The following is a 21,984-nucleotide window of genomic DNA, read 5'->3' on the forward strand; positions in this document are numbered from 1 at the left end:
GTCACGTGGCGGCAGCCGCGTCCACCAGGTGCCCCAGAACCCCGACTCCCGTCGCCTTCTCATGCAAAAGGCGAGTTAGCGCCGGTCTCGTGCGGCGCTAACTCGCCTTTTGCATGAGGTAGCGACACACGGGTGGAGAAATCGAGGGATCAGCGACGCAGCTTCCAGCGGTCCCAGGCCAGCACCAGCGCGGCTCCGAGCCCGAGCTCGACGAGCAGGGCGAGCGTCATCGCCCCGGCCGGAGCGCCGATGTCCTTCAGTCGGGCCATCCCGAGCGAGCCTCCACCGAGCACGTCCAGGAGGCCGATCGCCCCGGCTGCAACCACGACGGCGGTGCCGACGACCGTGAGCTTGGTGCGCACGGTCGACAGCCGGGCCACGGCGCGCAGCGAGCGCCAGCCCACGAGGGCCCCGACCGCCACGGGCAGCAGCACGATGAGCGGCAGGAGGCCGGGGAACGCCCCCGGCTGCGGCAGCGCCCCGAACGCCGGCACCATCGGCAGCAGCGAGGTGCGGCTGCCGGTCCAGGTGGCCGAGGCCCCCTCCACCGCAGAGAAGCCGGTGCCGGCGACGAACGACACCGCCCACAGCGCGAGGTTGGGCAGCACGGACACCTGGGCGAGGGTCAGCGCCACTCCCCCGACCACTCCGGGCGCCAGCTCGCCCTGCAGGTGACGCACGTCGCCGAACCGGACCGCGAGCAGCACCAGGCAGATCACGATGCCGGCGCCGACGAGGACCGTGGCACCCTCGAGCCCGGGTCGCAGCGCCCGCCGCACCGACTCCGGCAGCCAGGCCGGGCGGCGCAGGGCCGGGCCGGCGAGCTCGGGCCGGCCCTTGAGCAGCCGGGCCAGGGCCAGCGTGGCCGAGGCCGCCGGCACCACCAGCACAGGGAGCACAAGGGTCCAGACCACCGGGTGGGGACCGGCGAGGAAGGCGACCGCGACCCACAGGAGCGCGCACGCGGCATACCCGAGGGCCCAGGCGAGGAGGTCGGCGGCGAGGGGGCGGTGGAGGGTGTTGCGGGCGAGGCGGATGGTGCGCGCGTCGGCGGCCTCGCGCGCGGCGCGCGTGGCGGACCACGCTCCGATGGCCACGCTCAGCGCGAAGGCCAGCAGCGGGACGACCGTGATGTGGGTGGCGCCGACGGTGAGGTGCGCGCCGCCGGCCAGCAGCCACAGGCTGGCCCCGATGCCCAGGGAGCTGGTCCAGGAGACCGTGCTCTCGGAGGCGGCGACCCACACGAGCAGGGCCGGCAGCACGAACACGGTGGCCGACCCGGCAGCGGCCAGGGCCCCGGCCACCAGTGCTCGCCGGTGCACGGCGGAGCCCGGCCCGTCACCGGTCGACGAGGTGCCCGCCCTCAGCATTTCCATCACAGTCATCGCTGCCCCATCGTCGCCGACACCCCAGCCTGAGCCGGCGTGCAACGCCGAGGGCAGCCGAGAAATGTCCGAACGCGCCGCAACCCAACCTCGCGCGAGCGCGTCTGCTGCGGTGTGATGGCCATGGTGGTTCCGACGGGCGCGACAGCGCCGACGCAGGAGGTGAGGATGGACGCGCAGTCCGCTGAGGCGGAGTTCGACGCGTTCTACCGCGACACCTCCCGCCGCGTCGTCCACCTGGTGTACGCGTTCACCGGTGACCTCACCGTCGCGCAGGACTCGACCCAGGAGGCCTACGCGCGGGCGTGGCAGCAGTGGTCCAGCGTGCGCACCCATGACGACCCGCTCGCCTGGGTCCGCACGGTGGCCCGACGGGTCGCGATCTCGGGCTGGCGCAGGAAGACCAGCCAGGACCGCGCCTACGAACGGCACGGCGCCCACGACACGACGGGCCCACCGACGGAGGACCGGGTGGCGGTGGTCGCAGCGTTGCGCACCCTGCCCGAGCCGGTCCGCGAGGCCGTGACCATGCACTACATCGGCGACCTGAGCATCGAGCAGATCGCCCACGAGACCAACACCCCGGCAGGCACCGTCAAGGCGCGCCTGCACCGGGGCCGGGCGCAGCTCGCGCAGGCCCTGCAGCACCAGGAGAACCCCCATGGCTGAGCACGACGAATGGACCGCAGCGGAGGACGCTCGCCTTCGCGCTGCCCTGTCGTCGCTGCGCGCCGACGTCGAGGCCACTCCCCTGGCCGACGTCCGCTTCGTCAAGGCCAGGGGTATGGCGCGTCGTCGCCGCAGGTTTCTCACGATAGGTGCGGCGGCTGCTGCGGCGGTCGTCGTGGCCGGCACCGTGGGCTACACGCAGCTCGGGGGCGATCCCGTGCTCAAGCCCATCCCGGCCGACCGCAGCAGCACCACGACCGCCGCGCCATCGCCCACCACGACGTCCTCGCTCGACCAGCCGGGTGCACTGCCCCTGCTGCAGGAGTGGACCACGACCCTCGACCTCAAGGGCGACGCGCGCCTCACCCCGGTCAAGCCGTTCGAGGCGGTGGAGTGCCTCGATGCCGAGCCCGGCACCAAGGTGCAGCAGGAAGGCATCACCCTCGACGCCGGTGGCCCGTCCGGCGGACAGGTGCGGTTCTCCCTGGGCAAGGGCACCGACCCCGAGACCGCGGCCGCTGGCGTCGCCAACGACATCTCCGACTGCCAGGCCGGGCCCGGCTTCCGGGTCAAAGCCCTCGATGACACGAGCGCCGGGGCGCTCTACTCCTACACGGCGGGCGACGCCGGCACCGGCTGGCTGATGGTCATCCAGGGGCCGCACGACGTCGCGGTCCTCCAGATCACCGACCCCGCCCCGACGACGTCGCAGTTCACCGTCGCCCAGGCGACCGCCCTGGCGGAGGTCGCGAAGGAGCGGTTGGCCCGTTACGGCACGAGCGCGACCCCGTCCACGCCCCCTTCGACGTCGAGCGGGCCGAAGGCGATCAACGAGAAGATGACCGTCACCGGGCCCGACCCGGTGCCGTCGTCCACCCTCTTCGTCGCCGCCTCGCAGTGGGCCTCGGACGCGCTGACCGGTGGGGTGACGACGAATGCCGGTCCGGGCGCGCTCGAGGGGTCGACCGCGGTGGTCAGCTGCGAGACCGACGAGCAACAGTCCGGCATCGGTGGTCAGGTCGGCGTGGTGTCGGTCCGCACCGGCACCGCTACGGCCGGCTACCTCGGCCGCCAGCGGGTCCAGCTCGACGACGCCACCGACGCCGCGGTCCGGAAGGCCTACGTCAGCGCCCGGCTGTCGGAGGCCAAGACGCTGTACGCCAAGGGCTGCGATGGAGCCAACTACACCGTGCGGTCCACGGCAGGACCCACGGACGGGACGTTCCGCCTCGACACGGTCTTCAACGACGGGTCCCCCACCCTCTCGGAGTGGGTCGGGGTCACGGCGCAGCGCACTCCAGGAGCCGTCAGCACGGTGGTCATCACGGCTGCGAAGAGCCCCGACCAAGGCTTCGCCGAGCTCGACCGGCTGCTTGCCCTGGCCCGCCAGAAGTAGCCCGCGGCATACCGAGGGGCGTCACGACGGCCGCCACCCTCTGGGTGACGGCCGTCGTGAACTGCGTTGCGGCAGCAGCTACTTCTGCAGGCCCCGCATGACCTCGCGCATCAGGTCGGCGGTCGCGGACGGCGTCTTGCCGACCTTGACGCCCGCGGCCTCGAGGGCCTCCTGCTTGGCGGCGGCCGTGCCCGCGGAGCCGGACACGATGGCGCCGGCGTGGCCCATGGTCTTGCCCTCGGGAGCGGTGAAGCCCGCGACGTAGCCGACGACCGGCTTGGTCACGTGGTCCTTGATGTAGGCCGCGGCGCGCTCCTCGGCGTCGCCACCGATCTCACCGATCATGACGATCGCGTCGGTGTCCGGGTCCTTCTCGAACGCCTCGAGGCAGTCGATGTGGGTGGTTCCGATGATCGGGTCGCCACCGATGCCGACGGCGGAGGAGAAGCCGAAGTCCCGCAGCTCGTACATCATCTGGTAGGTCAGGGTGCCCGACTTGGAGACCAGGCCGATCCGACCGGCGCCCGCGATGTTGGCGGGGATGATGCCGGCGTTCGACTTCCCGGGGCTGATCAGGCCGGGGCAGTTCGGCCCGACGATGCGGGTGGCCTTGCCCTTGCTGTAGTTGAAGAACTCAGCGGAGTCCTTGACCGCGATGCCCTCGGTGATGACGACCGCGAGCGCGATCTGGGCGTCGATCGCCTCGACCACGGCGGACTTCGCGAACGCCGGCGGCACGAAGATGACCGACACGTTGGCGCCGGTCGCCTCGATGGCCTCGGCCACCGTGCCGTAGACCGGCACGGAGACGCCGCCGTCGAAGTCGACCGTGGTGCCCGCCTTGCGCGGGTTCACGCCACCGACGATGGCGGTGCCGGACGTGAGCATGCGCTGCGTGTGCTTCATGCCCTCGGAGCCGGTCATGCCCTGGACGATGACCTTGGAGTTCTCGTCGAGAAAAATAGCCATTGGTATGCCGTTCCTTCGGTCAGTTCGTCGCGGCCGAAGCCAGCTCGGCGGCCTTGCGGGCCGCGCCGTCCATGGTCTCTTCGATGGTCACCAGCGGGTGGTTGGCCTCGGCGAGGATGCGCCGGCCCTCCTCCACGTTGTTGCCGTCCAGCCGGACGACGAGCGGCTTCGTGGCCTCGTCGCCGAGGTTGTTGAGCGCGCCGACGATGCCGTTGGCGACCGCGTCACAGGCGGTGATGCCGCCGAACACGTTCACGAACACCGACTTCACCTGCTCGTCACCGAGGATGATGTGCAGGCCGTTGCTCATGACCTCGGCCGAGGCGCCACCGCCGATGTCGAGGAAGTTGGCCGGCTTCGGCTGGCCCGGGAACTCCTCACCGGCGTAGGCGACGACGTCGAGCGTGGACATGACCAGCCCCGCGCCGTTGCCGATGATGCCGACGGAGCCGTCGAGCTTGACGTAGTTGAGGTCCTTCTCCTTGGCGGCGGCCTCGAGCGGGTCGGCCGCGGCCTTGTCCTCGAGCGCCTCGTGGTCGGGGTGGCGGAAGCCGGCGTTCTCGTCGAGCGTCACCTTGCCGTCCAGCGCGACGATGTCGCCGGCCTCGGTCTTGACCAGCGGGTTGACCTCCACCAGTGTGGCGTCCTCGTCGCGGTAGACGGTCCACAGGGACTGCAGGACCGGCACGATCTTGGCGCCGGTCTCGTCGTCGAAGCCGGCCGCGGACACGATCTCCTGCGCCTTGGCCTCGTCGATGCCGACGTTGGGGTCGACCTCGATGCGGGCGAGGGCCTCGGGGCGCTCGACGGCGAGCTGCTCGATCTCCATCCCGCCCTCCTTGCTGCACATCGCGAGGTAGGTGCGGTTCGCCCGGTCGAGCAGCACCGAGAAGTAGTACTCCTCGGCGATCTGCGCGCCCTGGGCGATCATCACGGTGCCCACGGTGTGGCCCTTGATGTCCATGCCGAGGATCGCCTCGGCGTGCTGCTGCGCCTCGTCAGCGGTCTTGGCGACCTTCACGCCGCCGGCCTTGCCTCGGCCACCGGTCTTGACCTGGGCCTTCACGACGGTCACGCCGCCACTCTTGGGACCGATCTCCTCGGCGGCCGCGCGGGCCTGCTCCGGGGTGGTCGCGATGGCGCCGGCGAGCACGGGCACGCCGTGCTTCTCGAACATGTCTCGGGCCTGGTATTCGAACAGATCCACGTCTGACGTCCTCGTCTACGGATGGGTTTGGTTCGACGCCGAGACTAGCCCTGTCAGGAGCGTGCGGCCCCCTCGGGTGCGGGCCCGTGGGCCCAATGGGACCAATCTCACCACCAGCGGTGCGGGTCAGCGGACGGTGAGGCTCTGTCCGGGCGCGACGAGGAGGACCCACACCGGGCCCTTGGGGTTGAACGTCAGGGGCTGCGCGCCGACGGTGAAGCTGGTGGGGGCGGTGACCCCCTTGCGGGACCACCGGCCCTGCCACGACCTGCCGTCGCGGAGGACGACCGTCTTGCCGCTGCCGACCACGTCCACGACCGGGGTGGGCTGGCCGTTCACGTCGCGGTTCCCGGACTTGTGGGTCGCGACGTACTGGACCACGACGGTGCCCGCGCCGTACTGCCGACCGCTCGGGCTGACGTCGGGACGGCCATCGGTGGTGACGAGGTACTGCTTGCGCGTGGCGTTCCAGGTGAGCGTGACCCGCGACGACGGCCACCGGGCGGCGACCGAGGTGGCCGCCTTGCCGCCGGTGGGGGCAGGTCCGTAGCGGAACCCGATGTCGGCGGGCTTGACGCTGCCGCCCGCCCTGGCGAGCAGCTCCTTGGGGTTGCCGATCACGTTGTAGGGGGCCGGCCTGGAGTGGTCGCGGTGGTAGCCGCGACCGTTCTGGTCGAAGCTGAGGTTGACCTGCTTGCCCCGGTCGAGGATGCGCTTGGTGTAGCTGGACGAGCCGGAGAAGGCCAGTGCGACCTTCCCGTAGTTGGCCACGAGGTCGACATCCGACTCCCGACCGCTGCGGACCGGGCCCACCTGGGGCGCCTGGGTGCGGCTGAACACCGCCAGCAACCGGGTGAGACCACCCTCGACCGGTTCGACGTAGACCACGTCGGCGACATCGAGCCCGATCCGCGGGCGAGCAGCCGGGGTGTTGTCGATCTTGACGGCGAGCACCGGGCCGCCGACGAGGGGCTCGGGTCCGGCCGGGGTCGGCGCGGCCGTGGTGGTCGTGGTCGACGGGGTCGCGGTCGTCGTGGGCGCGGCCGACGGCTTGTCTCCCGAACAGGCCGCGAGGCCGAGGGAGAGCACGACCAGGGTGGCGAGGACAGGCGTGGCGGTGTGGCGGGGCACGGCCTCGAGGATACGAGTCGCCGACTCGGCAACCGTCGTGCCGACGCCCGACGCGCCGGATCAGACGCGCGGAGTGTGCCCAGCCAGGACCGACGCGAGGAGGTCGGCGTCGCAGTTGCCGCCACTCATGACCACACCGACGCGTCCGCCACGGTGGCGCTCGCGCTCGGACAGCAGCCCGGCGAGCGCGACGGCGCCTGCCGGCTCGGGCAGCTGGTGGGTGGTGCGCAGGAGCACCCGCATCGCCTCGGCGGTGTCGTCCTCCGCGACCGTGACGACGCGGGCGGCACCGCGGACGATCTCGGCCACCGCCTCCGGCACGGGCGCGCGACAGGCCACCCCGTCGACGAACGTGTCAGCAGTGGGCGTCGTGACGACGGCTCCCGCCTCGAAGGACAGGGCGGTGGCGGGCGCCCGGTCGGACACGACGCCCACCACCTCGGTCGACAACCCGAGCAGGTCGCGCACCCCGATCAGCCCGCAGATCCCCGAACCCATCCCGACCGGCACGTAGACCGTGTCGAGCGGCCCGGCCGCGTCGAACAGCTCGAGGGCGTAGGTGCCGACGCCGACGACCAGGTCGGGGTGGTACGGCGGCACGGCCTCCAGCCCGAGCTCGGCCTCCAGACCCATGGCGTGCTCGCGGGCCTCCTGGTAGTCGCGACCGTGCACCACCAGCTCCGCGCCGAAGCCCTGCATCGCGGCGTTCTTGTCGGGGCTGTTGCCCTCCGGCACGACGATGACGACGCGCAGCCCGGCTGCCCGGCCGGCATACGCCAGCGACTGTCCGTGGTTGCCGCGGGTGGCGGACACGAAGCCCTTGACCTCGGGTCGTTCACGGTTGGCCCGGTCGGCGTAGACCAGGCCACCCCGCACCTTGAACGCCCCGGTGGGCGTGTGGTTCTCGTGCTTCACCCACACCTGCGCGCCGACCTGCTCGCTGAGCAAGGGCCACTCGAGCTGTGGCGTGGCCGGGAAGTGGCGACGCACGACGGACGTCGCGGCATCGAGCTGGGCACGCGTGAACGACATGCCCTGCAGTCTGCCTGAGTGAGTGGGACGGAGGGGAGGACGTCACCGCGAGGGACGGGGCCACCACCTCCCACGGTGCCAGATCTGCACGGGACCGGCAGGCACGGCAGGATGGGCGATATGTCCAGACCCTCACTGTCGCCACTGCTCGCCGTTCTCGTCGTGGGAACGCTGTCGGCTTGCGGCACAACGGATCCTTCGATCCCGCAGGCTCCTTCGACGACCATGACGAAGCAGGCCAGCTTCCCGCTCACCATCCAGCGGACAGGTGGCATCGCCGGCTTCCGCGACACCATCTCGATCGACGCCGACGGACACGTGCTGGCCGCGACCAAGCAGGGTCAGGTCAGCTGCGACCTCGACCAGACGAGCCTCGCCCTCCTCAACGAGGCGGCGCTCCAGGTTCACGACACCGACCAGCCGACTGCGCCACCCAGCAACCAGTCCGACTCGATGGCCGTGGTGTTCGGGGCCGGCACCGGACTGCTCTCCGTCACCGACGCCCGCATCGCCACGGCGGAGCCGGTCGTCAACCAGGTCCTGGCCGACGTGACGGGACCGGCCGCCAACCGCAAGCTCTGCACCTGAGGGACGCGATCAGCAGGTGGCCGAACCCGCCGGCACCGCGATCGCGTCGAACGCGCTCTTGACCGCGACGCACGTCGGCGACCCGGCGCCATACAGCTCCTTGGCGGAGGTGATGGCCCCTTCGCGAGCGGCCTTGTAGTCGCTGCGCGAGGTGAGCTTGGTGGACAGCGTGCGGTACCAGACCTTTTCGATGTTCTGCCGTCCGGCACCGTTCATCGTCGCGCCGTTGCAGGTCGGGCTGTTGTAGGTGACACCGCCGACCGTGCGGGCTCCACTGCCCTCGGAGGCGAGGAAGAACCAGTGGTTGAGCGGGCCCGACGAGTAGTGCGGGTCCAGGTTCTTCAGGGTGCTGCTCCAGCAGTCCCTGGAGGCACCGTCCTTGCTCGGCTGGTCCATGTAGCGCAGCGGGGTGCCGTTGCCACGGATGTCGATCTTCTCGCCGATCAGGTAGTCACCCGGGTCGGCGGCCGAGCCGGCGTAGAACTCCACCGCGGTGCCGAAGATGTCCGAGGTCGCCTCGTTGAGCCCACCGGCGTCTCCGCGGTACGCGAGACCGGCGGTGTTCTCGGTGACGCCGTGGCTCATCTCGTGACCCGCCACGTCGATGGCCGTGAGCGGCTTGGCGTTGTTGGCGCCGTCACCGTAGGTCATCTGGGTGCCGTCCCAGAAGGCGTTGTTGTAGGCGTTGCCGTAGTGGACGCGACTGCGGGCACCCACTCCGGTGTCCCAGATACCGTTGCGCCCCTGCACGTTCTGGTAGTAGTCGAAGGTCTTCTCCGCGCCGTACTGCGCGTCGACCCCGGCGGTCTGGCGCGAGCTGATGGTGCCACTGCCCCACTGGTCGTCGGCATCCGTGAACAGAGTGCCGTTGCCCGAGGTGGCGCCGAGGAGGTCAGTGGTGAAGTTTCCGACCGTGTCCTTGAGCTGGTAGCTGCCGGAGGACAGCGTCGTCCCGATCGTCACGGTGCCGGAGTACATCGAGTCGCCGGTGCCCTCGACGACCTCGTCCCACGAGTCGAGCGTGGAGCCGGTCGACGCGTCGACCACGGTGTGCAGCCGGCTGGGGGTCTGGTCTGCCTTCGTCCCCACGGTGAGGACGTCGTAGGCCAGGCGTGGGCCGGTCTCACCCGCGTAGACGACCAGGCCCGACGCTGCACGGCTGTCGGCCTTCGCCGCAGTGCGCGCCTGCCCCACCGTGAGCTTCGGCGACGTAGAGACCTCGATGGCCTTCGTGGCGTTCCAGCGGACCGACTTCGTCGACCCGGCAGGGCTGCGCTCGACGACCAGGTCGCCACCGATGACCTTGAGGCCCTGGAAGGTGCGTTCGTAGCGCACGTGCCTGGTGCCATCGGCATCCGTCACCACGCTCTTGACCTGCAACCGCTGGCCGGACCCCAGTCCGAGCGCGCGGGCGGCGTCGGCCACCTTCGACTGCTCGGCCGTCACGGCCGACGACCGGTGTGCGTCGGCAGCCGGAGCGGCTTGGGCCACGGCGATCGGGGCGGCGACGGCGGTGGCCACCGCGATGCCGAATGCGAAACCTGCTGAGAGCTTCTTCACGTGATCTCCTTCGTGGGACGTGCATGGTGCGGACCTGCGCCGGGGGAGGCAGCGCCGGGGCGGTGCTGTCCTGCAGTGGTGGCGGCGGGTGCAGGCCTGGAGGTGCCGGACCCACCGCCACCCGTTGAGGGGCCGCAGCGAAGGAACCGGGCCGGCGCTCAGGGGGAGCGCCGGCCCGGTTCGGCCGGGGACTAGCTCGTCGCCAGGGCGGTGTCGTCGACGACGAACGACGTCTGCAGGGAGGAGTCCTCGTTCATGAGGAACTTCACCGTGATCGTCTTGCCCTTGTAGGCCGTGACGTTGAACGACTTCTGCGTGTACGTCGCGTTGGTGCCCACGTTGGAGTAGGTGGCCAGGGTGGTCGTCGTCGCGCCGTCGACCATCTGCACCTTCATCGTGTCGTATGCCGTGCTGCCGGACTCAGCGGTGTCGGTGCGGAGCCAGAACGACAGGGTCGCGGCGGTGACGGTCGACGGGATCGCCACGCTCTGCTGCACCGTCTCGGTCGAGGTCGTGCCGTTGCCACCGAGCCAGGCCTTCCAGCTGCCGGTACGAGCCGGGCGGCCGGTGTTGTTGGTGATCGGACCCGCGGTGCCGGTCCAGCTCACCGCACCGGACTCGAAGCCCGGGTTGAGCAGCAGGTTGCCGGTGGGCGGAGGGGTGATGCCACAGGTGGCCGAGCCAGCCGGGACGGCGATGGCGGTGAAGGCCGCCTCGACCGACTTGCAGGTCTGGCTGGTCGCCCCGTAGAGCTCGATGGCGGAGTTGATCGCCCCGTTGCGCGCGGCGGCGTAGTTGCTGTTGCTGGTGAGCTTGGTCGAGAGCGTGCGGTACCAGACCTTCTCGATGTTGGCGCGACCCGCGCCCGTCACGGCTGCGGCGGTGCCGCAGACCGGGCTGTTGTAGCTGACGCCGTTGATGGTCTTGGCGCCGCTGCCCTCGGAGGCGAGGTAGAACCAGTGGTTGAGCGGTCCCGAGGAGTAGTGCGGGTTGAGCTGACCGAGGGTCGAGGACCAGCAGTCCTTGGACGCGCCGTCCTTGCTGGGCTTGTCCATGTAGCGCAACGGCGTCCCGTTGCCGTTGATGTCGATCTCCTCACCGATGTTGTAGTCGCCGGGGTCGCTCGGGTTGTTGGCGTAGAACTCGACGGCGGTGCCGAAGATGTCCGACGTCGCTTCGTTGAGGCCGCCTGCGTCGCCGCTGTAGACGAGTCCGGCGGTGTTCTCGGTGACGCCGTGGGACATCTCGTGGCCGGCCACGTCGATCTCGGTCAGCGGGGCGGCGTTGCCGGCCCCGTCGCCGTAGGACATCTGCGTGCCGTCCCAGAAGGCGTTCTCCATCGCGTTGGCGAAGTGGACCCGAGACGGGGCGCCGCGGCCGTCGTTCCAGATCCCGTTGCGGCCCAGGATGTTCTTGTAGTAGTTGAAGGTCGTGGTGGCCCCGTAGTGGGCGTCCACGGCGGCTGAAGCGCGGTCCGAGACGGCGCCGTTGCCCCAGATGTCGTCCGAGTCGAGGAAGAGGTCACCGGCCGGGCCGACTCCGGTGTTGGGGTCGCCCTGGTTGTGGGCGTCGCGAGTGTTGTTGCCATGGGTGTCAGTGAGCTCGTAGCCACCGCCGGTGTGCGCCTTGGTCTCGAGCGTGGCGTTGTAGAAGATGCCGTCGCCAGTGCCGGTCTGCACCTCGTCGTAGCTGATGAGCGTGGCACCGGACGTGGCGTCGACGAGGGTGTGCAGCCGCGAGGGCACCTGGTCGGCCCGCACGCTCTTCACCAGCACGTCGTATGCGAGGACGGGCTTCGCGCCACCGGCCCAGACGACCAGCTCGCCGGTCGGGGACTGCGTCTGCTTGCCGGCGGACCTGCCCTCGGACAGGGCCTTGGCCTTCGTCACCGACGGAGTGGTCGACGTGACAGCGACCTTGCCACTGGCGTTGTAGAGGACCTCCTTGGTCGCTCCCGCCTTGGACTTCTCGACGACGAGGTCGCCACCCACGACGCGCAGGCCCTTGAAGGTGCGGTTGTAGCGGACGTGCTGCGTGCCGTCGGCGTCGGTGAGGACGTTGCGCACCACCAGCTTTTCGTCCTTGGACAGGCCGAGCGCCGCATGGTCCTTGTCGGCATTCGCCTGTGCGGCGGAGACGCTGGTCGAGGCCTGGGTCGGCGCGGACTGGGGGGAGGCTGATGCAGCTGACAGTGGAGTGGCCACGGCCGCGGCGACTGCGACGCCCAGTGCGGCGCCGGTAGACAGTCGGATCACGAAATCCTCTTCTCGGACATGCGCAGGTTTGGTTTCCTGCACGAGGGGCGGCGGGATCCCCCTCCAGGGGCGGCACAGGGTTGCCGTGGGCTTCGCGCCGTGCTGACCTAACCTGTCGCTCGAAGCGCGGGTCAATGTTTCTTGCGAAGACTTGACCAAATGCGTGGGAACCTGCGAAATGTCACGTTCCACAACGGTCTTTCTTCTGCTGTTGCCCAAGATCGCGTCATCGCCGCGCCGCCGCGCTCTCCTGTCCGTCCAGCCGCTGGACCCAAGAACTCACCATTCGGACACCGTCGCCGACCGTAACCGCAGGGCCTCCCGCGTCGTTGTCAGCCCACTGCAGCGGCGCCACCCCGGCCCGCCCGCCACCGTGGAGGCTCGATGTCGCGCCGCACCTCGTCCCAGCCCTGGCCCGTCGCCGCCCTCGCGGTCGCCGCCCTGGCCCTGCCACTCGTCGCCACCGAGGCGTCCGCCGCGTCAGCAACGCCGGCCAGGCTGACGGCAGCCGCTCCGCTCGACAGCGTGGACACCTACTCCGGCTTGACCTTCACGGTGCCGGCCGGCAAGAACGACCTCGGCCAGCCGCAGACCTGCACCATCGACGCCGACCTCTACAAGCCGCACTCGGCGAGCCGCGTCGCCAGGGTGCCGGCGATCCTCACGACCAACGGCTTCGGCGGCAGCAAGGCCGACCAGGCCGGGCTGGGCGCAGCGTTCGCCAAGCGCGGCTACGCGGTGCTGTCCTACACCGGCCTCGGTTTCCCCGACAGCGGGTGCAAGATCTCGCTCGACGACCCGGGCGTCGACGGTGTGGCCGCGACCTCCTTGGTGAGCTTCCTCGGCGCAGCCGGCTCCGCGGCATACACCTCCTCGACGGTGGGCGGGCAGACCGGTGGAGCCGGGACGGTGGCGGTCGACTTCACGGTCCTCGACAACGCCGCGACGCACGACCCGCGCCTGGGGATGATCGGCGGCTCGTACGGTGGCCAGATCCAGTTCGCCACTGCCGCAACGGATCCCCGAGTCGACACGCTCGTCCCCCTGATCACCTGGAACGATCTGCGCTACTCACTTGCGCCCAACAACACCAGCTTCACGAGCGGCGTCACCTACGCGGGCTCCAACCCCGGCACGGAGAAGATCGGGTGGGCCGGGCTGTTCTTCGGCGTCGGCATCCTCGACGGCCTCCAGGGCGCAGCCATCGACCCGGCCCGCAACGTCGGGTGCCCCAACTTCGTGCTGGAGGCCTGTCGCGCGAAGGCAACGCTCGACACGCTCGGCTACCCGACGGCGTCGACCACCGCGCTGACCGACCGCGTGTCCGTGGCCCACTACATCGACAAGGTGAAGGTGCCGACCTTCCTCATCCAGGGCGAGAACGACACGTTGTTCAACCTCCAGGAGGCCACCGCCACCTACCGGTCGCTCAAGGCTCGTGGCGTCCCGGTGACGATGGCGTGGCAGTCGTGGGGGCACTCCGGCGGGACCGGCGCCAACAGCGGCGCGGCCCCCGGCGAGCTCGACCTGACCGGCGAGCACATCGAGGACACCTACCTCGGCCTGCGCATCAAGAACTGGTTCGACCACTACCTCAAGGGGTCGTCGGTCGGCACCGGCCCCGGCTTCTCGTACTTCCGCGACTGGGTCCCCTACACCGGCACCGCTGCCCCGGCCTACGCCAGCGCCGGCAGCTACCCCGTCGGCACCCGCGCCAGCTGGTACCTGTCCGCAGCCGACCAGCTCGTCTCGTCGCGGTCGGCGGTCCTGCCCGGGTCGACGTCCTGGGCCAACCCCGGACTGGGAGCGCCCGCGTCCTACACCGAGGTGTCCGGGCTCGAGGGGCAGGTGGCCCTTCCCGACGGCCTGACCGTCCCGTTCGACAGCCCCGGCACGTTCGGGGCCTGGTCGACACCCGCGCTGACCAAGCCGCTCACCGTCGTGGGGGCCCCGACGCTCGACGTCCGGTTCGAGTCGCCCACTGTTGCGCTGACCCAGGCTGCGGGTCCCAGTGGTCAGCTCCAGGTCTTCGCGAAGCTGTACGACGTGGCGCCTGACGGCTCGATCACCTTGGTGCACAAGCTGATCAGCCCGGTGCGCGTCGCCGACGTCACCCAGCCGGTGCACATCGAGCTCCCGGCCATCGTGCACCGGGTCGAGGCCGGGCACCGCCTGCGGCTCGTCCTCGCCAGCACCGACGCCGCCTACAAGAACGCGTATGCCGTGCAGCCCGTCACCGTCCGCGCGTCACCCACTGCGCCGGCAACCCTCAGCATTCCGGTCGTGCCGTAGGCGGGCAGGGGGTCCGTGCCGTAGGGGTTCTGCTCACAGCAGCAAGCGCTGGCCACCGTGGGACCGCCGGTCCCACGGTGGCTCCATGCGCGAATCCACCAGCTCCCCACTCGCCCCGTCCGACCACCTCACCACCCGGCTGCTCGAGCAGCGCATCATCGTCCTCGACGGCGAGCTCGACGACCACGGCGGCACCCGCCTCTGCTCGCAGCTCTTCCTGCTGTCCGCCGAGGACCCGCGGGCCGACATCAGCCTCTGGATCAACTCCCCCGGTGGCTCCGTGCCGGCCATGCTCGCGATCCACGACGCGATCCGGCTGATCCCCAACGACGTGTCGACCCTCGCGCTCGGCCTCGCGTGCAGCGCCGGCCAGTTCCTCCTCACAGCGGGGACGCACGGCAAGCGCTACGCCCTGCGGCACTCCCGCATCCTCATGCACCAGGGGTCGGCCGGCATCGGCGGCACGGCCGTCGACATCGAGCTGCAGGCCGACGACCTGCGCCACACCGTCGAGACCGTGCTCGGGCTGATCGCCGAGTACACCGGCCAGCCGATCGAGCGGATCCGCGAGGACTCCGCGCGCGACCGCTGGTACTCCGCAGAGCAGGCGCTGGACTACGGCTTCGTCGACGGCATCCTCGACTCGCTCGACAGCATCCGACCCAGACGGGTCGCCCGCACCGGACTCGGGAGCGCGCAATGAGCACCTACACGATCCCGAACGTCATCCGCACCCATCCCCGGGGTGACCGGGTGATGGACGTCTACAGCCACCTGCTCAGTGAGCGGATCGTCTACCTCGGCACCGAGATCGACGACGGGGTGTCCAACGCGCTGATCGCCCAGATCCTGCACCTCGAGTCCGAGGACGCCGAACAGCCCATCGACCTCTACATCAACTCCCCCGGTGGTTCCCTCACGGCGACCTTCGCGGTCTACGACGCGATGGAGTTCGTCCGGGCGCCGATCGCCACGACCTGCATCGGCCAGGCCTGCTCCACCGCCGCGATCCTGCTCGCCGCCGGAGCCCCGGGAAAGCGCAGCATCCTGCCCCACGCACGCGTGTTGCTGCACCAGCCCTCGGCCCGCAGCCAGGGCGCCATACCCGACCTCATCCTCGAGGCGGACGAGGTGATCAGGTTGCGCGCGGAGGCGGAGCGGGTGCTCTCCCACCACACCGGGCAACCGCTGGAGACGCTGCGCCGTGACACCGACCGGGACCGGATCTTCACGCCCGAGGCGGCGGTGGAGTACGGACTGGTCGACCGGCTGGTGTCCTACCGGTCGCCGGTCGAGGCCTAGGCCGAGAGCCGGATCTCGCCGGGAGGGGGCGCCGCCAGCCCACTGTGCTGGCGGCGCAGGTCGAGCGTGGCGAGGTGGGTGACCTCGACGAGCGGCTCGCCGAGGGCGCCGGTGATCGCCGCGAGCACCTCGGACGACGGGTCCTTGCGGCCGCGCTCGACCTCGGAGAGGTACTGCGGTGAGATCCCGGCGAGGGCAGCGGCCTCGACCAGGGTCAGGCCACGCCGGCGCCTCAGGTGCCGCAGTCGCGCGCCCACGACCTCACGCCACAGGGGTTCGGGGTGAAGGACTTCGGTATGGCGCGCGTCGGCAGGAGTCGGGTCGGGGCTCGGGTGGGACACCAGTCGCAGGGTCGGCGCGGTGCTCATGGGCTCACGCTAGGCGCGTCTCGGCACCGGAGGAAGGCGGGTTCGCCGACGGCATAACGGCAGGACCAAGGGCCCTGTCACGGCCACCACACGGGATCGAGCATGGAGGTGCAGACAACCGGGCCGACCGGCCCACTCAAGGAGGCAACTGCCATGACCACGATCCAGCGCCACCCCCAGCTCGACGTGCTCGTAGAGCATGACGTGGTGACCCACTCCATGGCCCGCCGAGGGCTTGCGGTGCTGCGGGTCGCCTTCGGCCTCACCTTCCTGTGGGCCTTCGTCGACAAGCTGTTCGCCCTGGGCTTCCACACCGGGATGAACGATGAGACCGGTGTTGCGGACCGCTTCGGGCCAGCTGCCTGGATCAACGGCGGCAGCCCCACGACCGGCTTCCTGAAGTTCGGCGTCCCCGCCGACAACCCGTTCAAGGGCTTCTTCAACGGCATGGCCGGCTCACCCGTGGCGGACTGGCTGTTCATGGCCGGCCTGCTCGGAATCGGAGCCGCCCTGACCCTGGGCATCGGGATGCGGATCGCCGCAGCCGCTGGCGCCCTGATGTACGCGCTGATGTGGGCGGCCTCGCTGCCGCTGGAGAACAACCCGGTCATCGACGACCACGTCATCGGCGCTGTCAGCGTCGTGGTCCTGGCCCTCGTGCTCGCCGGAGACACCTGGGGACTGGGACAGAAGTGGGCGCGCAGCGCGATCGTCCGGAAGTACGGAGCCCTGCGGTAGCCACGACGACTGGACGAGGAGAGGGACCGGGCAGCAGCCCGGTCCCTCTCCTCGTCGCGCTGGGTCCGCCCCGCGGGGCGGAGCTACTCCGGTCGGACGGCGCCGCGCACCCATGCGACGATGTCGGTGGTCGTGGCTCCGGGCGTGAAGACCTTGGCCACCCCGATCTTCTCCAGCTCCGGGATGTCGGCCTCGGGGATGATCCCGCCGCCGAAGACCACGATGTCGGTGGCGTCCCGCTCCTTCAGCAGCTCCATCACCTTGGCGAAGAGCGTCATGTGCGCGCCGGACAGCACCGACAGCCCGACGAGGTCGGCGTCCTCCTGGATCGCGGCCTCCACGATCTGCTCGGGCGTCTGGTGCAGGCCGGTGTAGACGACCTCCATGCCTGCGTCACGCAGGGCCCGGGCCACCACCTTCGCGCCACGATCATGGCCGTCGAGTCCGGGCTTGGCCACGACGACGCGCAGAGGAGAGTCAGTCATGGCCGCAGACTAGCCACTCCGGAGGTCAGTCAGGTTCTCCGGGTGGCGCACACCACCCGGACACGCGTGTCAGTTGGGCCACAACGCTCGAAAGTGGTCGTTTCACCCACTAGGTTCAGTGGGATGTCGCAGAGCGTCCCGCGCCCTCGCCGACCTGCCGCAGCGAAGCGGCGCCCGTCGGGTGACGAGGCACGCCCGGGCCCGCTCGCCCGAGCCACTCGCGGGGTGCGGACGGCGACCGTCCTGGCCGGCGACATCGTCGGCGGGGCCGCCAAGGCGCTGGCCACCCCGACCGGGGCCCTCGGGGCAGCCGTCGAGGCAGCCTGGGTGACCACGCACCTCGCGCTCTACCCGTGGGGCCTGATCGGACGGCACGGCAGCGACAGCCAGCTCGGCTTCCGCGTCGAGCACCTGCCGCCCATCCAGCGCGGGCTCCTGATCTCCGACGTCGAGGCCGCGGGCACCCCGATCCTGCTGGTGCACGGCATGGTCGACAACCGGTCGATCTTCACGCTGCTGCGCCTGGGCCTGCGCCGACGCGGCTTCGGTCGCGTCACGAGCATGAACTACTCGCCCTTCACGGCGGACGTCCGGGTCGCCGCCGCCCAGCTCGCCGAGGAGGTCGAGGCCCTCGTCGCCGAGACCGGCTACGAGCGGATCCACGTCGTGGGCCACTCGATGGGTGGGCTGATCGCGCGCTACTACGTGACCCGGCTCGGTGGTGACGAGCGGGTCCACACCCTGGTGACGCTGGGCACGCCCCACCAGGGCACCTACACGGCATACGGGTGGCACAACCAGCTGACCCGTCAGCTGCGGCCCGGCAGCGGGCTGATGCGCGAGCTCGACCAGCCGGTGCCGGACTGCCGCACCCGGTTCGTCGTCTACTGGTCCGACCTCGACCAGATGGTGTTCCCGCAACGCAACGCCGCGCTCACCCACCCTGACCTCCAGGCCCGCAACATTGACCTGCACGGCGTGGGGCACATGTCGCTGCCCATCATCGGCAGCGTCGTGCACGGCATCTCCAGCACGCTGGCCCACCTCGACTCCGAGGGCCACACCCTGACGCCGGGCGTCACCGAGCTGCGGCGACGGACGCCGTGAGGTCAGCCGTTCGGGCCTTTCGGCGCGAAACGCGCAGCAAAATCACCGGAACGATTTTGGATAACGAAGTGATCACGCTAACCTCTGTGCTTCCGTGTCCCCCCGCACGCAAGGTTTTCATTCTGTGAGCAACGCTTCCTACTCGGGCCGTCACCGCGCCCCGGGCCGTCACCGTGCGCCTCGAAGAGGTGTCCGCTTCGCCAAGAGCGGCTACCTCCTTCCGAGCGCTGCCGCGGCGGCACTGGTCGTGACGGCCACGGGGGCAACCGTCGCAGAGTCGTCACCGGCGTACTTCGACCTCACGGGGGCCACGGCCAAGGCGAAGGCGACCGACGCGGCGAACGCACGGTACGAGCGGATCGAGGCGTCCCAGCAGCGCGAGGTGCAGGCCACCGCCGCACAGGCTCGCGTCCTGGAGGCGGCCCGCATCGCCCGCACCGCCGAGCGCAAGACGGTTGCGAAGAAGCGTGCGCTGGCCGCAGCGCTCAAGAAGGCCGAGGCCGACCGCAAGGCCCGCGAGAAGTGGCTGCTCCCGATCAAGGGCGCGACCTTCACCTCCGGCTTCGGGTGGCGCTGGGGCCGCATGCACGAGGGCAACGACTTCGCCACCCCCGTCGGCACCCGCATCGGGTCGATGTCGACCGGCACGGTGATCTTCGCCGGCGTCGAGGGCGGCTACGGCAACAAGGTCGAGATCGAGTACTGGGACGGCACGGTCTCCGTGTACGGCCACATGAGCCAGATCGACGTCGTGGTCGGCCAGGAGCTGGCCCCCGGCGACCTGGTCGGGCTCTCCGGCAACACCGGCCACTCGACCGGGCCCCACCTGCACCTCGAGATCCACCCCGACGGCGGCGCGGCGATCGACCCCGCCCCGTGGCTGCACAACCACGGCCTGCAGTAGCCGACCCGCACCACCACACCCACCCGCTCCACACCAGGCGCCCTCCGGGGCGCCTTTCGGTATGCCGCGTCAGAGCTTCTCGAGCGGGGCGTAGCGGAGCAGGAACCGCTTGACGCCGGTGTCGCCACCGAAGTCGACGTGGGCCTGCGTCTTGTCGCCCTCGCCCTCGGTCTTCACGACGGTGCCCATGCCGTAGCTGTCGTGGGTGACCTTGTCGCCCGGGTGGAGCGCGATCAGCGGGCGGTTGCCGGGTGAACGCACCCCGGGACGCGCCGCCAGGGTCGCGACCGCGGGCAGTCCGGGGCGGCGCGTGGTGGTGGCCGCCTCGGCCCGCTGCCACTCGACCAGCTCGGGCGGGATCTCGTCGAGGAAGCGGCTGGCGGGGTTGTACTGCGGGGCACCCCACGCCGAACGGACCGCGGCCCGCGACAGGTGGAGCCGCTCGCGGGCGCGGGTGATCCCGACGTAGGCGAGCCGACGCTCCTCCTCGAGCTCCTTGGGGTCGCCCAGCGCGCGCAGGTGCGGGAACGTGCCGTCCTCCATGCCGGTGAGGAAGACGACGGGGAACTCCAGGCCCTTGGCGGTGTGGAGGGTCATCAGGGTGACCACTCCGAGGTCCTCGGCCTCCTCGGAGTCGGGGATCTCGTCGGCGTCGGCCACGAGTGAGACCTGCTCGAGGAAGTCCTCGAGCGAGGCCACCTCGCCCGTGGAGGCGCGCGTCTCGTCGAACTCCTGGGCCACGGCGACGAGCTCGGCGAGGTTCTCGACGCGGGTCTCGTCCTGCGGGTCGTGGCTGGCCCGCAGCTCGGCGAGGTAGCCCGACTTGTCGATCACGGCCTCGAGCAGTGCACCGACTCCCTGCTCGTCGTCGGCGTGGATCTGGCCCAGCTGCTCGAGCAGCCCGGTGAAGCCCTTGATCGCCGCGACCGAACGGGTGGCGATGCCGGGCGCGTCCTCGGGTCGACCGAGGGCCGCGATGAACGGGATGCGCTCCCGCTCGGCGAGGGCCGCCACGCAGGCCTCGGCGCGGTCGCCGATGCCGCGCTTGGGCGTGTTGAGGATGCGCCGCAGGTTGACCGTGTCGGTGGGGTTGGAGATGACGCGCAGGTAGGCGAGCGCGTCCTTGACCTCACGGCGCTCGTAGAACCGCGTGCCGCCGACCACCTTGTAGGGCAGGCCGACCCGCACGAAGACCTCTTCGAGCGCGCGCGACTGGGCGTTGGTGCGGTAGAACACCGCGACGTCCTTGGGCTTCACCCCGGCGGAGTCACCGAGCTCGTCGATCGTCTTGGCGACGAAGGCGGCCTCATCGTGCTCGTTGTCGCCGACGTAGCCGATGATCGCCGCGCCGTTGCCGCTGTCGGTCCAGAGGTTCTTCTTGCGGCGCTCGGGGTTCTTGGCGATGACCGCGTTCGCGGCCTGCAGGATGGTCTGGGTGGAGCGGTAGTTCTGCTCGAGCAGGATGGTCCGCGCCGTCGGGTAGTCCTCCTCGAACTCCACGATGTTGCGGATCGTCGCGCCACGGAAGGCATAGATCGACTGGTCGGCGTCGCCGACCACCACGAGCTCGGCCGGCTCGACCACGGGTCCGTCGCCGACCGGCATACCGGGGCTGCCCGCGGCACCACCCACCAGCTCGCGCACGAGCTGGTACTGGGCGTGGTTGGTGTCCTGGTACTCGTCGACCAGTACGTGGCGGAACCGCCGCCGGTAGTGCTCGGCGACGTCGGGGAAGGCCTGGAGGATGTTGACCGTCGTCATGATGAGGTCGTCGAAGTCGAGGGCGTTGGCCTGGCGCAGCCGGCGCTGGTAGCCGGTGTAGGCCTCGGCGAGCATCCGCTCCTGGTGGGTGCCCTCCCCGACCCGCGAGGCGAAGGTCTCCTCGTCGACCAGCTCGTTCTTGAGGTTGGAGACCTGGTGGCTGAACGAGCGGGGCGGGTAGCGCTTCGGGTCGAGGTCGAGGTCACGCATGACCATCGCCATGAGCCGCTGGCTGTCGGCGGCGTCGTAGATCGAGAAGGTCGACTTGAGCCCGACCTTGGCGGCCTCTCGGCGCAGGATGCGCACGCACGCCGAGTGGAACGTCATGACCCACATCGCCTTGGCCCGCGGCCCCACGAGGGCGGCGACGCGCTCGCGCATCTCGGCCGCGGCCTTGTTGGTGAAGGTGATCGCCAGCACCTGGCCGGGCTGGACCCCCCGGGCGGCCAGCAGGTAGGCGATCCGGTTGGTGAGGACGCGGGTCTTGCCCGAGCCGGCTCCGGCGACGATGAGGAGCGGGCCGCCTTCGTGCAGGACCGCCTCGCGCTGCTGCGGGTTGAGTCCCTCGAGCAGGGTCTCCGGGTCGGCCCTGTGCGAGTCGCCGTCATCGGGGCCGCGCCCCTCCGCTGCCGCCTGGGCCCACGTGGGCACCCCACGGTCGTCGACGGCGGTCGCGCGAGCCGCCGCAGCGCTCGGCCGTGGGCCGGAACTCGGATCAGAGGGACGGTGCTTGTCGAAGGGCGCAAGGTCGTCGAAGAGCGTGCTCATGTTGGTCCCAGCCTACGTGCCGCGGGCGACAGCCCCATATCCCGTGGAGGGCGGTGGGCACCCGGGC

At 70.5% G+C, this 21,984-nt stretch carries 19 protein-coding genes; 9 read left to right on the forward strand and 10 right to left on the reverse strand.

Annotated features, from left to right (window positions below; translation table 11 throughout):
- Positions 1–149: 149 nt before the first annotated feature.
- Entirely contained in the window at positions 150–1,385 is a 1,236-nt protein-coding gene (locus AC1DWJ_RS16215) for a cell division protein PerM (RefSeq protein ID WP_477621341.1), read from the reverse strand.
- Positions 1,386–1,553: 168 nt separating this feature from the next.
- On the opposite strand from AC1DWJ_RS16215, the gene AC1DWJ_RS16220 reads away from it, so the two are divergent.
- Both AC1DWJ_RS16220 and AC1DWJ_RS16225 read left to right on the forward strand, forming a co-directional pair.
- A complete protein-coding gene (locus tag AC1DWJ_RS16220; RefSeq protein WP_457252662.1) occupies positions 1,554–2,054 on the forward strand; it encodes a SigE family RNA polymerase sigma factor in 501 nt (166 codons plus the stop codon).
- Entirely contained in the window at positions 2,047–3,450 is a 1,404-nt protein-coding gene (locus AC1DWJ_RS16225) for a hypothetical protein (RefSeq protein ID WP_477621342.1), read from the forward strand. The genes AC1DWJ_RS16220 and AC1DWJ_RS16225 overlap by 8 nt, the downstream gene beginning before the upstream one ends.
- Before the next feature lie 78 nt (positions 3,451–3,528).
- Here AC1DWJ_RS16225 and sucD read toward each other — a convergent pair whose 3' ends face one another.
- The 4 genes from sucD to AC1DWJ_RS16245 all read right to left on the reverse strand — a co-directional run bounded on the left by sucD (position 3,529) and on the right by AC1DWJ_RS16245 (position 7,789).
- The gene (sucD, locus tag AC1DWJ_RS16230) at positions 3,529–4,419 is read right to left on the reverse strand and encodes a succinate--CoA ligase subunit alpha (protein WP_477621343.1); all 891 of its coding nucleotides are present in this window, start codon (positions 4,417–4,419) and stop codon (positions 3,529–3,531) included.
- A 19-nt stretch (positions 4,420–4,438) separates the two neighbouring features.
- Entirely contained in the window at positions 4,439–5,626 is a 1,188-nt protein-coding gene (sucC, locus tag AC1DWJ_RS16235) for an ADP-forming succinate--CoA ligase subunit beta (protein WP_457252665.1), read from the reverse strand.
- A 126-nt stretch (positions 5,627–5,752) separates the two neighbouring features.
- Positions 5,753–6,757, reverse strand: coding sequence for a DUF3048 domain-containing protein (locus AC1DWJ_RS16240; protein WP_477621344.1), 1,005 nt, complete (start codon positions 6,755–6,757; stop codon positions 5,753–5,755).
- 60 nt (positions 6,758–6,817) lie between these two features.
- The gene (locus AC1DWJ_RS16245; RefSeq protein WP_477621345.1) at positions 6,818–7,789 is read right to left on the reverse strand and encodes a threonine dehydratase; all 972 of its coding nucleotides are present in this window, start codon (positions 7,787–7,789) and stop codon (positions 6,818–6,820) included.
- A gap of 225 nt (positions 7,790–8,014) precedes the next feature.
- Between AC1DWJ_RS16245 and AC1DWJ_RS16250 the strand changes: the two genes are divergently transcribed.
- On the forward strand, positions 8,015–8,377 hold the full coding sequence (locus tag AC1DWJ_RS16250; protein ID WP_477621346.1) for a hypothetical protein: 363 nt from the start codon (positions 8,015–8,017) through the stop codon (positions 8,375–8,377).
- Between the two features lie 9 nt (positions 8,378–8,386).
- Here the strand turns inward: AC1DWJ_RS16250 and AC1DWJ_RS16255 are convergent, their stop codons facing one another.
- A complete protein-coding gene (locus AC1DWJ_RS16255; RefSeq protein WP_477621347.1) occupies positions 8,387–9,937 on the reverse strand; it encodes a M4 family metallopeptidase in 1,551 nt (516 codons plus the stop codon).
- 191 nt (positions 9,938–10,128) lie between these two features.
- Positions 10,129–12,192 carry a M4 family metallopeptidase gene (locus AC1DWJ_RS16260; protein ID WP_477621348.1) on the reverse strand — a complete coding sequence of 688 codons (2,064 nt, stop codon included), beginning with the start codon at positions 12,190–12,192 and terminating at the stop codon, positions 10,129–10,131.
- Positions 12,193–12,576: 384 nt separating this feature from the next.
- On the opposite strand from AC1DWJ_RS16260, the gene AC1DWJ_RS16265 reads away from it, so the two are divergent.
- The 3 genes from AC1DWJ_RS16265 to AC1DWJ_RS16275 all read left to right on the forward strand — a co-directional run bounded on the left by AC1DWJ_RS16265 (position 12,577) and on the right by AC1DWJ_RS16275 (position 15,786).
- A complete protein-coding gene (locus AC1DWJ_RS16265; protein ID WP_477621349.1) occupies positions 12,577–14,484 on the forward strand; it encodes a CocE/NonD family hydrolase in 1,908 nt (635 codons plus the stop codon).
- An 85-nt stretch (positions 14,485–14,569) separates the two neighbouring features.
- Entirely contained in the window at positions 14,570–15,187 is a 618-nt protein-coding gene (locus tag AC1DWJ_RS16270; RefSeq protein ID WP_457252672.1) for a ClpP family protease, read from the forward strand.
- Positions 15,184–15,786: a ClpP family protease gene (locus AC1DWJ_RS16275; RefSeq protein WP_457252673.1), complete on the forward strand. Its 603-nt coding sequence runs from the start codon at positions 15,184–15,186 to the stop codon at positions 15,784–15,786. Before AC1DWJ_RS16270 ends, AC1DWJ_RS16275 begins: the two co-directional genes overlap by 4 nt.
- On the opposite strand, the gene AC1DWJ_RS16280 is transcribed toward AC1DWJ_RS16275, so the two are convergent.
- Positions 15,783–16,154, reverse strand: a complete 372-nt coding sequence (locus AC1DWJ_RS16280; RefSeq protein ID WP_457252674.1) for a helix-turn-helix domain-containing protein — start codon at positions 16,152–16,154, stop codon at positions 15,783–15,785. The genes AC1DWJ_RS16275 and AC1DWJ_RS16280 overlap by 4 nt on opposite strands.
- A 153-nt stretch (positions 16,155–16,307) precedes the next feature.
- On the opposite strand from AC1DWJ_RS16280, the gene AC1DWJ_RS16285 reads away from it, so the two are divergent.
- Positions 16,308–16,892: a hypothetical protein gene (locus AC1DWJ_RS16285; protein ID WP_477621350.1), complete on the forward strand. Its 585-nt coding sequence runs from the start codon at positions 16,308–16,310 to the stop codon at positions 16,890–16,892.
- A gap of 83 nt (positions 16,893–16,975) precedes the next feature.
- Here the strand turns inward: AC1DWJ_RS16285 and AC1DWJ_RS16290 are convergent, their stop codons facing one another.
- Positions 16,976–17,377: a cobalamin B12-binding domain-containing protein gene (locus AC1DWJ_RS16290; RefSeq protein ID WP_457252676.1), complete on the reverse strand. Its 402-nt coding sequence runs from the start codon at positions 17,375–17,377 to the stop codon at positions 16,976–16,978.
- Positions 17,378–17,500: 123 nt separating this feature from the next.
- Between AC1DWJ_RS16290 and AC1DWJ_RS16295 the strand changes: the two genes are divergently transcribed.
- Positions 17,501–18,484: an alpha/beta fold hydrolase gene (locus AC1DWJ_RS16295; protein ID WP_477621351.1), complete on the forward strand. Its 984-nt coding sequence runs from the start codon at positions 17,501–17,503 to the stop codon at positions 18,482–18,484.
- A gap of 124 nt (positions 18,485–18,608) precedes the next feature.
- Positions 18,609–19,388: a M23 family metallopeptidase gene (locus AC1DWJ_RS16300; protein WP_477621352.1), complete on the forward strand. Its 780-nt coding sequence runs from the start codon at positions 18,609–18,611 to the stop codon at positions 19,386–19,388.
- 69 nt (positions 19,389–19,457) lie between these two features.
- Here the strand turns inward: AC1DWJ_RS16300 and pcrA are convergent, their stop codons facing one another.
- Positions 19,458–21,917, reverse strand: coding sequence for a DNA helicase PcrA (gene pcrA, locus AC1DWJ_RS16305; RefSeq protein ID WP_477621353.1), 2,460 nt, complete (start codon positions 21,915–21,917; stop codon positions 19,458–19,460).
- Positions 21,918–21,984: the final 67 nt, after the last annotated feature.

This window comes from Pedococcus sp. P2_D7, assembly GCF_056404295.1.

What these genes read in the sequence shown, in the direction of transcription:
- AC1DWJ_RS16285 (WP_477621350.1), top strand. Translation starts at nt 16,308, where the DNA reads ATGACCACGATCCAGCGCCACCCCCAGCTCGACGTGCTCGTAGAGCAT.
- AC1DWJ_RS16270 (WP_457252672.1), top strand. Translation starts at nt 14,570, where the DNA reads ATGCGCGAATCCACCAGCTCCCCACTCGCCCCGTCCGACCACCTCACC.
- AC1DWJ_RS16225 (WP_477621342.1), top strand. Translation starts at nt 2,047, where the DNA reads ATGGCTGAGCACGACGAATGGACCGCAGCGGAGGACGCTCGCCTTCGC.
- AC1DWJ_RS16295 (WP_477621351.1), top strand. Translation starts at nt 17,501, where the DNA reads ATGTCGCAGAGCGTCCCGCGCCCTCGCCGACCTGCCGCAGCGAAGCGG.
- AC1DWJ_RS16245 (WP_477621345.1), bottom strand. Translation starts at nt 7,789, where the DNA reads ATGTCGTTCACGCGTGCCCAGCTCGATGCCGCGACGTCCGTCGTGCGT.
- AC1DWJ_RS16220 (WP_457252662.1), top strand. Translation starts at nt 1,554, where the DNA reads ATGGACGCGCAGTCCGCTGAGGCGGAGTTCGACGCGTTCTACCGCGAC.
- pcrA (WP_477621353.1), bottom strand. Translation starts at nt 21,917, where the DNA reads ATGAGCACGCTCTTCGACGACCTTGCGCCCTTCGACAAGCACCGTCCC.
- AC1DWJ_RS16290 (WP_457252676.1), bottom strand. Translation starts at nt 17,377, where the DNA reads ATGACTGACTCTCCTCTGCGCGTCGTCGTGGCCAAGCCCGGACTCGAC.
- sucD (WP_477621343.1), bottom strand. Translation starts at nt 4,419, where the DNA reads ATGGCTATTTTTCTCGACGAGAACTCCAAGGTCATCGTCCAGGGCATG.
- AC1DWJ_RS16275 (WP_457252673.1), top strand. Translation starts at nt 15,184, where the DNA reads ATGAGCACCTACACGATCCCGAACGTCATCCGCACCCATCCCCGGGGT.
- AC1DWJ_RS16215 (WP_477621341.1), bottom strand. Translation starts at nt 1,385, where the DNA reads ATGACTGTGATGGAAATGCTGAGGGCGGGCACCTCGTCGACCGGTGAC.
- AC1DWJ_RS16265 (WP_477621349.1), top strand. Translation starts at nt 12,577, where the DNA reads ATGTCGCGCCGCACCTCGTCCCAGCCCTGGCCCGTCGCCGCCCTCGCG.
- AC1DWJ_RS16250 (WP_477621346.1), top strand. Translation starts at nt 8,015, where the DNA reads ATGACGAAGCAGGCCAGCTTCCCGCTCACCATCCAGCGGACAGGTGGC.
- AC1DWJ_RS16280 (WP_457252674.1), bottom strand. Translation starts at nt 16,154, where the DNA reads ATGAGCACCGCGCCGACCCTGCGACTGGTGTCCCACCCGAGCCCCGAC.